Raw genomic sequence first — 11,130 nt, 5'->3', positions numbered from 1 at the left:
ATAAAAGAACAAAGGTATTGTGTAAAGATTGTCACCGCAAGATAACCAATCAACAAATACATGATATTAGAAAACAAGAACAATAAGAATAAATAGCTAATTAACCGCGAGGAGACATTAGTTCTCGCAAGAGAGTGAATTATGGAAAGCCGGATGCTGGGAAACTTGCTTGTCCGGTTTGGACGGGGGCTGATTGTAAATAAAACAGCAAAGACAAATCGCTGAATAAAAACGCAATTAATCTATCCGTATCTTTAATTAATAAAATTGGTTTTTCATTTTTTAAAAAAATACAACAAAAAGCTTTATCATGGTTAAATATTTTAGAAAATATGGGTTTTATAACTTTTCAAAAAGCTATTTTGTCTAAAAATAATTACTATGTAAACAATAAAATTTCTCCAGGAGGTTGTGCTGATTTATCTGTTGTAACTTATTTTTTATTTTGTGTAAATCGGTTGAATAATATTTATTAATATTGACTTTTTAGTTTCAAAATGTATTTATTAACTAAAATTAATAAAAATGGAGTGTGTTAAGTGCAAAATATTCAAAAAAAAATTTATTATTTAAAGCAAAATCCTTTAAGCGTGATTGTCCGTACGAAAACTAAAAATAACGCTTATAAAATTTTAAAAAATACATTAGAAAATGGTTTTCGTTTTGCCGAGATTACTTTAACTATTCCTCAGGCTTTTTCTTTAATTAAAGAAATTAGTTTGCAATATCCAAAAGCAATGATTGGAGCTGGTACTGTATTAACATTACACGAAGCTAAAACAGCTTTAGAATCGGGAGCGCAATATTTGGTTTCTCCGGTTTATAATGAAGAAATTTTAAATTGGTCTATCGAAAATGATATTTTATATGTTCCCGGAGTTATGACTGTTAATGAAATGTATTTAGCTATTCAAAAAGGTGCTTCTTTATTGAAATTGTATCCAAGTATTGCATTTACAGCTAAAGCTTTATCTTTCATCAGAGATCCTTTTCCTAATTGGCCTATTTTGGCAACGGGGGGTATTAATTTATCAAATATTTTAGATTATTTTGAAGCAGGTGCATTAGCGGTTGGTATTACAGGTGAATTAGGTAGCGATCGCGATGTTGATATAGTAGATGAATCTAAAATAGCTAATTTAGCTTTTAAATATGTTGATATAGTGCAAAAAGTGATTAAAAAAAGAGGATTACAAAATGATAAATAATAATAAATTAAAACCTATTATAAAAAGAGCCTTTTGTGGTTCTCTTAATTCTAGTGATTGTTTAATAACTATAGAACCTAATTTATCTGATATTATACAAATTATCATTCAATCACCTTTTGAAAAACAATTCGGAGAACAAATGCGCACTTTAACTCTTGAAATTTTAAAAGAAAATAATGTCACTAGTTGTAAATTATTAATCCAAGATCAAGGAGCTTTAGAAATTGTTTTAAAATCACGTATTTTAGTGGCTTTAGAACGTGCTAGAATCTGATTTAATTTACTATTATTAAATTTTTTAATTTTAAATACAAAAATAATATCGAGGTTAAAAATGAAAAAAAATAGAAAAACCATGCTATTTATACGGGCGCCAAAGAGGCCTAAATTTCGTGCTATTTAACCAATAGCCAGGGCCGATAAACCCTGAAAGGATATGGTCGGTCAGTCAAACGAAAGAATGACGGATTAAAGCAGACCATAAAAGCGGGTTGCGACGAAAGCAAACTAGTCAAGAAGATTCCGCCACCGAATAATTCTATGGAAAAGCCTGAGATGGTCTAAGAAGGAAAATTGATGTAATTAGCAAACCTGTTCCGGAAGTTGCTTAAACGGACAGTCCAGAATCTACTAATATAAGGTATAAGTATTGGGTAGTTTATCGAACAAAGAAACCTGGAATCAACCTCTGAACGAGGATACTTCCCCTAAAGAATTAAGGTAGAAATTTAGTGTAACTTGGAGAATCCTAAAACTAAGTAATTAAATTTACTAATCCGGAAATTAAAGCCCGGATGGTCAAGGATAAAGAATCTTCTCAGTAGTCGTAAGGGTAAACCTAAATTTGGAATAATTTAGTTAATCGACTTACCAAGAAGAGAGTTAATCACTCTTATAGGGCGAAAGAAGAAAGTAATTTACTAGTTATTCAATGGTATCGGGAAAGGAGTTGATATACTATGTCAACAACGGTTTCACCAGAAACTAAACTTTCGCGAACATTGAATAAGATTCAATATTGTTCATCAAACGGTTACTCTCTAAAAAGAGAGCTGCAGCAAGGGATGAATAACTTTTACAACACGTTAGTAGCATTTAATAAAATTGCGACTAATAAGGGAGCGGGTACACCCGGAATCGACAATAGAACCATCGATGGAATTAATCTGGAAAGATTAAAAAGATATCATCTGGAATACGTCAACAATGGTTACCACCCAAAACCAGTCAAAAGAATCTTCATTCCTAAGGATAATAAAAAAACCAGACCTTTGGGCATACCGACCATCAAGGATAGATTGATGCAAAAATGCCTGGAACAACTCTTAACTTCCTATTTCGAAAATATCTTCTCAGAATGGAGTTTTGGATTTAGAACCAAAAAATCTGGTCATGACGCTATCAAACGCGTCAAACAAAGATTTAAAGGAATTGATTACCTTGTCAAAATTGACTTAAAAGGCTACTTTGATACCATCAATCATGAGATTCTGATGAGAACCTTCAATCAGTTCATCAAAAAGCATAAAACACTCGCAACCATTAAACAAATGGTTAAAAGCGGGCTTCATTAAAGATGGCATCAAATATGAATCTTTATCAGGCTCTCCTCAAGGAGGGATTATTTCTCCTTTATTGGCGAATGTATATTTACACCACATTGACCTGAAAATGGAGAGACTGATTAAAGAAGGAATACCGATTAGGAAGAGTAACCCAAAATATAAGAAAGCATGGTCTAAAAACCAACATCATAGTCTGGTAATTGATAGTCATATCAATCTAAATCCAAAAATAAGAGTTGAATATAGCCGGTATGCTGATGACTTTATCATCGGTATTAAAGGCGAATATAACCAGGCGGAAAGAATCAAAGACCAAGTAACGCAATGGCTAAAGCAAGACCTGAACCTTACTGTTAGTAAGGATAAGTCCAAAATTGTGAAAGCCAACAAAGGAACGAGGTTTCTATCCTACATGATAAAGGTTAACCCTACGAACAAAACTAGGGGGAGGAAAACCACCAAGAATTCCTTAAACGGTCAAATTCAAATCCAAATTCCCCAAGCGAAAGCCAAAGAATATGGATATGAATATAATTGGCTGAAAAAGGGGAAAGTGAAACACGATGAAACATTAGCGAGTAGAGACGAATTAGAAATAATCCGGACCTATAAGACAATTGTTAGAGGAATTATCCAATACTTTTGTTTGACTAACAATCTTGGGGTCTTAACCCACTTAAATTATCTAGCGGAATATAGCTGTTTGAAAACACTAGCAAGGAAACAGAAAACAACAATTGCTAGAGTTCGAAAGAAATGTAAAATTGGTTCAACCTGGGGGATTAATTATATTAATAAAGGAAAAACCCAATACGAACCATGGGATGTCTACTCTTGGAATAAAATTAAGGCAATGCGTAATTACAAGGGAAACCCGGACATTACCATTAACAAATATATATTCCAAGGTCGTACGCATCTAACTGACCGACTAAAAGCGGAACGTTGCGAGGGCTGCGACAAAACAACCCAACTTCAAATTCATCATATTGGCACAATTCGCAATGCGCATTACCAAAGTATCATGAATAAAAGAACAAAGGTATTGTGTAAAGATTGTCATCGTAAGATAACCAATCAGCAAATACATGATATCAGAAAGAATAAGAACAATAAGAATAAATAACTAATCAACCGTGAGGAGAAATTGGTTCTCGAAAGAGAGTAAATTATGGAAAGCCGGATGCTTGGAAACTTGCTTGTCCGGTTTGGACGGGGGCTGATTGTAAATAAAACAACAAATACAAATCGTTGTATAAAACGCAATTAATCTATCCGTATCTGGTAATAATCCTGCTTTATTTAAAGATGTTATTTCTTATCAGGTAGATAGTGTGATATTTGATTTAGAGGATGCTATTGCTATTGAAGAAAAGGATGCTGCACGCGAATTAACTAGAAATATGATTAGTTTTTTGGATTATCATAGGTTTAATATTGAAACTATGGTACGAATTAATGCCTTTGATACTCCTTTTTATCAGAGAGATTTAGAAGCTATGGTAACTAATGAAAAATTAGATGCTATTCGTTTACCGAAGGTTGAATCAAAATTAGAAGTTTTAAGAGTTATTAAAGATATTGAAAATATTGAGGCTAAATATAACAAACCTTCTAAAATTGTTATTTTTTGCGCTATAGAAAGCGCTAAAGGAGTTTTAAATGCGCTCGAAATAGCGTCATCTTCTTCGCGAGTAGTAGGGATTGCTTTGGGTGGTGTAGATTACATGTTAAATTTGCAAGCTACTAAAACTATTAATCGTCATGAATTGTTTTTTGCTCGCCAAATGATATTGCATGCAGCTAGATCTGTTGATATTGATGCTATTGATTGTATTTATGATAATGTTTCCGATTTAGAAGGATTAGAAAAAGAAGCTATTTTAGTAAAAGAAATGGGTTTCAATGGTAAATCCGCTATACATCCAGATCAATTGCCTATTCTTAATCGAATTTTTCAACCTAGCGATAAAGAAATCCAAGAAGCTTTAAAAATTTTAACTTTATATAAAAAATATCGTTCACAAAACCAAGGTGTATTTGCTATTGATGGCAAAATGATTGATAAACCAGTTATAAAATATGCAGAAAATATTTTACAAAAAGCTAATATTGCGAATCCTAGCATAGAAGATTGATAACAATTATTTGGTATTTTTTGTATTAATAATAAACTCAAAATAATAAAAGATTCCATATGTTATAGTAAATCAATTTTGAACGAGTTATAACATTTGGCGAGAGATATTATTAGTTTAATATTTACGATTTTTTTGTTTTTTATGATATAAATCCATGTTATTAAAAAGTATTATATTAAGAAAATATAATGTTATCAAATTATAAAAAAATTATTTCGATAGTTTTTCGATTAAAAAATATTTAATAAAATTAAGTAATTTTCAAATTGTTAATTAATAAAAAAAGGAATAATTCAATGATAGAACAATTTAAGAAAAATTCAAAAAAAATAGATAATCATAATAATGGGCTTTATGAATGTAAAAATGATGATAATAGTGTTGGTACCGTGACCAAAATCAAAAATAATCAATATAATTTTTTAAATAATAAAGTGTTAAATTCTTTAGAAGAAGCTATTGTTAAAAGCGGTTTGAAGGATGGTATGACTATTTCGTTTCATCATGCTTTTAGGCACGGCGATAAAACTTTTCAACAAGTTATGGAAGCTATCAAGAAATTAAATATTAAAAATTTAACTGTTTTAGCTTCTTCTTTTACAAAGTCTCATGATTGTTTTATTGAATATATTAAAGATGGTATTGTAACTGCTTTAGAAGGTTCAGCTATAAGGGGAGAATTAGGTAATGCTATTTCTGAAGGTCTTTTAACGAAACCTGTTATCATTAGATCTCATGGTGGTAGAGCACGGTCTATTACTACGGAACAATCTTATATTAATGTTGCTTTTTTAGCTGCTTCAAGTAGTGATGAAATGGGTAATGCTAATGGTGTTATAGGTGATTCTTGCGTAGGATCTTTAGGTTATGCTATTGTAGATGCGCAGTATGCTGATAAAACTATTATTATCACAGACACTTTAGTTTCTTATCCTAATAATCCTATTTCTATTCCGCAAATTTATGTTGATTATGTTGTTAAAGTAGAAGTGATTGGAGATAATAAAAAAATTTCTTCAGGAGAAATTCATTCGAAATTTAATCCTAAAGAAATTGTTATTGCTGAAAACATTGTTAAAGTTATTAAAAACACACCTTATTTTAAAAATGGTTTTTCTTTTCAAACAGGAACTGGTGGGGCTTCTCAAGCATCTTTAGTAATTTTATCTGATGAAATGAGGCGTAAGCAAATGAAAGCTTCTGTTTTTTTAGGAGGAATTATTAAATTGGAAGTAGACTTATTAAAGGAAGGGTTAGTTAATACATTATTAGATGTGCAGTCTTTTGATTTAGAAGCGGTTAATTCTTTAAAAAATAATCCTAATCATTTAGAAATGTCAGCTTCTTTTTATGCTAATCCTTTCATTAAAGGTTGTGCTGTCAATAAATTAGATTTTGGTATTTTAAGTGTTTTAGAAATAGATGTTAATTTTAATTGTAATGTCATTACAGGAAATGATGGCTATTTACGTGGAGCTTCTGGTGGTCATAGTGATGTAGCATACGGTAGTAAAATTGCTATTGTAGCTGCTCCTTTAATTCGAGGACGAATTTCTTCTGTAGTAGATCGTGTACAAACAATAGTTACTCCAGGGAATACTATTGATGTTTTGGTAACTGATTTAGGTATTGCTGTAAATCCGATAAGAACTGATTTACTTATGTGGTTAAAATCAGCCGGAATAGTTGTTAAAGATATTTGTGAATTACGCGACTTGGCTTATAGTATTGTGGGTAAACCATTACCAATTAATTATGATACTAATCGTGTTATTGCCTTGATTGAGTATCGTGATGGTACTTTAATTGATACCGTTTATAAAGTAAAATAAAGAATATATGTTTATTTTAATTTTGGTTATAATATTTAGGTTTATATAATTATTATGTTTTATAAAATGATAGAGCAATATTTAAAAGCCAAAGAAGAAAGATATATATTACAACTTAAAATGTTAAATTATTATCAAAAAGGTCTTCTAACTATTAATTTAAATATTCCAGGAATAATTAAGCTTAAACCTTTATATTTTGAATTTTTTAATTTATTTATGAAAAACATTATAATACCTTTTTTAAAAAAAACACAAATATGTTTGGGTTCTAATGATTTTAGAATATTATTTGATAAAGCTGGTTTTTATGTTAATATAGTTTTAATTACTGCAGAAATGCCCAAATTAATAGAAATTAAAAAAAATTTTTTAATTTTAGAAAAAACTCATATTTGTTTTCGTTTAGTGGATTTAGATATTATCAATTTAAAACATGAAAATGTTTCCCGAAATTTGTTTTATCCACCAAAACCTCGATTATGTTTTATATGTTCGAAAGCAGCTAAAGAATGTGCTTTGAATAAAACACATAACTTAATAGAATTGGGCGCCAAAAGAAGCCTAAATTTCGTGCTATCTAACCAATAGCCAGGGCCGATAAACCCCTGAAAGGATATGGTTGGTCTGTCAAACGAAAGAATGCCAGATTACAGCAGACCATAAAAGTGGATTGAGACGAAAGCAAATTAGTCAAGAAGACTCCGCTACCTAATAATTCCATGGAGAAGCCTGAAATGGCCTAAGAAGGAAAAATGATGTAATGATAAGACCTGTTCCGGAAGTTGCTTAAACGGATAGTCCAGAGTCTACTAATATCTAATTCTGTATTGAGTAGTTTATCATATAAAGAAACCTGGAATCAGCCTCTTAATGAGGATACTTCCCCTAAAGAATTAAGGTAGAAATTTAGAGTAACTTGGAGAATCCTAAAACTAAGTAATTTAATTTACAAATCAGGAAATAGAAGCCCTGATAGTCAAGGATAAAGAATCTTTTTAGTAGTCGTAAGAGTAAACCTAGATGTGGAATAATCCAGTTAATCGTCTTACCAAGAAGAGAGGTAACAACTCTTATAGGGCGAAAGAAGAAAGTAATTTATTAATTATGGAAAGCGGTGTGCTTGGAAACTTGCTCGCACCGTTTGGACGGGGGCTATTGGTAATATTTGATAAAAAACAAATCTTATCAAAGAAACGCCGATAATCTATCCGTATATTAACATTTATCGATGGGCGCCAAAGAGGCCTAAATATCGTGTGATTTAACCAATCACCAGTGCAGATAAACACTGAAAGGATAAGAATGGTTCATTAAACGAAAGAATAGTGAATTACAGCAGTTCTTAAAAGCGGGTTGCGACGAAGTAGTTAGTCAAAAAGATGCCGCCACCTAATAATCCCATGGATAAGCCTGAAATGGCCTAAGAAGCTAAGAAGATGTAATAAGCTAACCTATCTCGCAAACTACTATAAGTGAGCAGTTCAGAGTCTATCAATATTATATCGATATATTGGATAGTTTATCAATTAAAAACCTGGAATCTCACCATTAGTAAATGGTCACTTCCCCTAACGGATTAAGGTAGATATTTAGAGTAACTTGGAGAATCCTAAAAGCTAGTTATTAAATTAACTAATAATGAAATAAAAGTCATTAGGCTCAAGGATAAAGCGACTTTTTAGTAGTCGGAGGAGTAAAACTTAATTTGGAATAATTAAGTTAATCGCCCTCCCAAGATGAAGGTTAACGACCTTTATAGGGCGAAAGAAGTCAGTAATTTATTGCAACTAAAGTCCATTTAGTGTTCAAAAGAGGATAAATTATGGCAAGCCGGATGCTTGGAAACTTGCTTGTCCGGTTTAGATGGGGGCTGTTTGTAATAGATATCAGGAAGGTACATCCTGATTTTAAACGCAAATGTTCTATCCATATAACATTATGATAAATTTTATTTATTCAAATGAAAAATCTAATTTAATGGATTAATAATAATTTGGATCGCTGATAATATATTATGTATTTATTATTTGCTTATTATTTTTATTTATAAATAGCTTTTTATTTTTTTATTTATATCAATTGCAATAAAAGTGGAGGTTTTTTTATGAAAATTATGTCTGTAAATTCTGGTAGTTCCTCTTTGAAATTTCAATTAATTAATATGGTTACAGAAACAATGTTATGTAGTGGTTTATTCGAGCGAATCGGCAATGTTAATTCTATGTTTACTATTAAAACTTTAGATCGCATTTATAAACAAAATATAGCTATTACTGATCATAAATTAGCTATTGAATTATTATTGAAAAAATTAATTGAATTATCAATTATTAAAGAAATTACTGAAATTAAGGGAATTGGTTATCGTATTGTGCAAGGTGGCGAATTATTTCCAAATTCTATTATTTTAACAGATGAAAATCTTGATAAATTGGAAAGTTTAAATAATTTAGCCCCTTTACATAATCCTGTTAATATTTTGGGTGCTCGTTTGTTTAAACAAGTTTTACCCAAAGCTCTTCATGTAGGTGTTTTTGATACTAGTTTTCATCAAACTATTAAAACTTCTAATTTTTTATATGCAGTTCCTTATGAATGGTATAAAAAATATAAAATTCGTAAATATGGTGCCCATGGCACTTCTTGTCGTTTTATTGTTCAAGAAGCACAACGTTTTTTAGCAAAATCTAATTTAAAATTAATTATCTGCCATGCTGGAAATGGGGTCTCTATTACTGCTGTTAATGACAAAGGAGAATCAGTAGATACTTCTATGGGAGTAACACCATTAGCTGGTGTTCCGATGGGTACACGCAGTGGAGACATAGATCCTGCTATTGTTGCTTTAATTTCTAGTTATGAAAATAAAACATCTCAAGAAGTGATTGATGATTTAAATAATAAATCTGGATTATTAGGTATTTCGGGAATTTCGAATGATTGTAGAGATTTAGAAAAAGCTATGTTAGAGGGTAATGCGAAAGCTAAATTAGCTTTAGAGATTCAAATTAAGAAAATTGTGGATTACATTGCCAGTTATTACGTAAAATTAGAAGGTATTGATGCTCTAGTATTTACAGCAGGTGTTGGCGAAAATTCCATTTTTTTTAGATCCGAAATTATTTCAAAATTAGCAGTTTTAAATATTTTTTTAGAACCAACACTAAATGAAAATGGCCCTAAATTAAGAAATATTGCTAGCAAAAAATCTATTATTCCTATTTTAATTATTCCTACTAATGAAGAATTAACTATTGCTCGAGATGTTATGTCTTTTATTTCGGCTAAAAATAATTCAGCTAATTAAAGTAAATGACTAATCTTTTAATCCTTTTATAAGCGCTAAAGAATCCTAAATATTGTGTTATCTCGCCAATAATCAGTGCTGATAAAAATCGAAGGGGCAAAAAAATTATTTAAAGGAAACAATATGGGATTAAAACATTTCTCAAAAGTGGGTTTCGATTAAGTCAGTTATTCAAAATAATATCATCACTAAATGGTTTTAAGGGATAAATCGAAACAGCCTGATAAATAATAAGGATAATGTAATGGTAAAATCTAATTATTAAGCTACTTTAATCGAGTATAAAGGATATTGATAATAAATTAATTTGGTATGGGGTAGTTTATTAACTAACAAAAAGCGCAAAAGGATCGAATTATTAAAAAAATCACTTTAGCCTAAGTAATTAAGGTAGATATTAAAGTAATTTTTAAAAATGTAGTTTCGATTTCTTAATCAAAAAATCTTATTATTATATTATTAAAATCGTTCGACGATAATTCAAAGGGATTGATTATATCATCATCGAAATTGACATCAAAAGGTATTTCGAATCCATCAATCATGATATACTGTTAAGGATGATGAAAATATAAATCAAAAAGGATAAAATCCTCAAAACAATATATTAATAATAAAAAGAAGGGTATCTGTGCATCATTGTTATTAAACTTATCTTAAAAAAAATCTATTATTCCCTTTTCTCATCCAATGTTTTCTTATATTATACATTCAAGACAATAAAAACCAAGTTATTTAATATCTGTAACAAATTTTAAACGGATTATCAACAAAGACAAATCTCAGGTTATTCTGGCGTATAAAAAAACCCCAGTTTTTATCTTACATAGTGAAAACTAATGCCGCCAACAGTAATTAACAAACCATCAAAAAAAATCTCCTTAATGTAAAAAAATCCAAATTTAAATGCTGACGCATAGGACGCCAAAGAGGCCTAAATTTCATGCTATCTAACCAATAGCCAGGGCCGATAAACCTTGAAAGGAGATGGTCGGTTTAGTAAACGAAAGAATACTGAATTATAGCAGACCATAAAAAGCGGGTTGCGACGAAAGCAAATTAGTCAAGATG

7 protein-coding genes and 1 pseudogene are annotated in these 11,130 nt (G+C 30.4%); all 8 read left to right on the top strand.

Annotated features, from left to right (window positions below):
* The first annotated feature begins 221 nt into the window (after positions 1-221).
* The gene (locus OC710_RS02740) at positions 222-476 is read left to right on the top strand and encodes a triphosphoribosyl-dephospho-CoA synthase (RefSeq protein WP_152908774.1); all 255 of its coding nucleotides are present in this window, start codon (positions 222-224) and stop codon (positions 474-476) included.
* A 63-nt stretch (positions 477-539) separates the two neighbouring features.
* Complete coding sequence (locus OC710_RS01910; RefSeq protein ID WP_054598528.1) at positions 540-1,208, top strand: bifunctional 4-hydroxy-2-oxoglutarate aldolase/2-dehydro-3-deoxy-phosphogluconate aldolase; 669 nt, start codon at positions 540-542, stop codon at positions 1,206-1,208.
* Positions 1,198-1,485, top strand: coding sequence for a citrate lyase acyl carrier protein (gene citD, locus OC710_RS01905; protein WP_054598527.1), 288 nt, complete (start codon positions 1,198-1,200; stop codon positions 1,483-1,485). The genes OC710_RS01910 and citD overlap by 11 nt, the downstream gene beginning before the upstream one ends.
* Before the next feature lie 685 nt (positions 1,486-2,170).
* Positions 2,171-3,902: pseudogene (locus OC710_RS01900) on the top strand (reverse transcriptase domain-containing protein).
* Between the two features lie 139 nt (positions 3,903-4,041).
* A complete protein-coding gene (locus OC710_RS01895; protein ID WP_036690756.1) occupies positions 4,042-4,914 on the top strand; it encodes an aldolase/citrate lyase family protein in 873 nt (290 codons plus the stop codon).
* Positions 4,915-5,213: 299 nt separating this feature from the next.
* Positions 5,214-6,749, top strand: coding sequence for a citrate lyase subunit alpha (gene citF, locus OC710_RS01890; RefSeq protein WP_004994859.1), 1,536 nt, complete (start codon positions 5,214-5,216; stop codon positions 6,747-6,749).
* 54 nt (positions 6,750-6,803) lie between these two features.
* On the top strand, positions 6,804-7,340 hold the full coding sequence (locus OC710_RS01885; protein ID WP_004994855.1) for a citrate lyase holo-[acyl-carrier protein] synthase: 537 nt from the start codon (positions 6,804-6,806) through the stop codon (positions 7,338-7,340).
* Between the two features lie 1,516 nt (positions 7,341-8,856).
* On the top strand, positions 8,857-10,059 hold the full coding sequence (locus tag OC710_RS01880; RefSeq protein WP_004994853.1) for an acetate kinase: 1,203 nt from the start codon (positions 8,857-8,859) through the stop codon (positions 10,057-10,059).
* Positions 10,060-11,130: the final 1,071 nt, after the last annotated feature.

The sequence above is a fragment of the 'Vigna radiata' phytoplasma genome (assembly GCF_030586915.1).
Taxonomy (GTDB): domain Bacteria; phylum Bacillota_I; class Bacilli_A; order Acholeplasmatales; family Acholeplasmataceae; genus Phytoplasma; species Phytoplasma australasiaticum.
The sequence above is the reverse complement of the archived record's forward strand: the minus strand, read 5'-3'. Positions and strand labels throughout refer to the sequence as shown.

Bases quoted from the DNA above. Each gene is read 5' to 3' on its own strand.
- OC710_RS01885 (WP_004994855.1), top strand. From the start codon at position 6,804: ATGTTTTATAAAATGATAGAGCAATATTTAAAAGCCAAAGAAGAAAGA.
- citF (WP_004994859.1), top strand. From the start codon at position 5,214: ATGATAGAACAATTTAAGAAAAATTCAAAAAAAATAGATAATCATAAT.
- OC710_RS01880 (WP_004994853.1), top strand. From the start codon at position 8,857: ATGAAAATTATGTCTGTAAATTCTGGTAGTTCCTCTTTGAAATTTCAA.
- citD (WP_054598527.1), top strand. From the start codon at position 1,198: ATGATAAATAATAATAAATTAAAACCTATTATAAAAAGAGCCTTTTGT.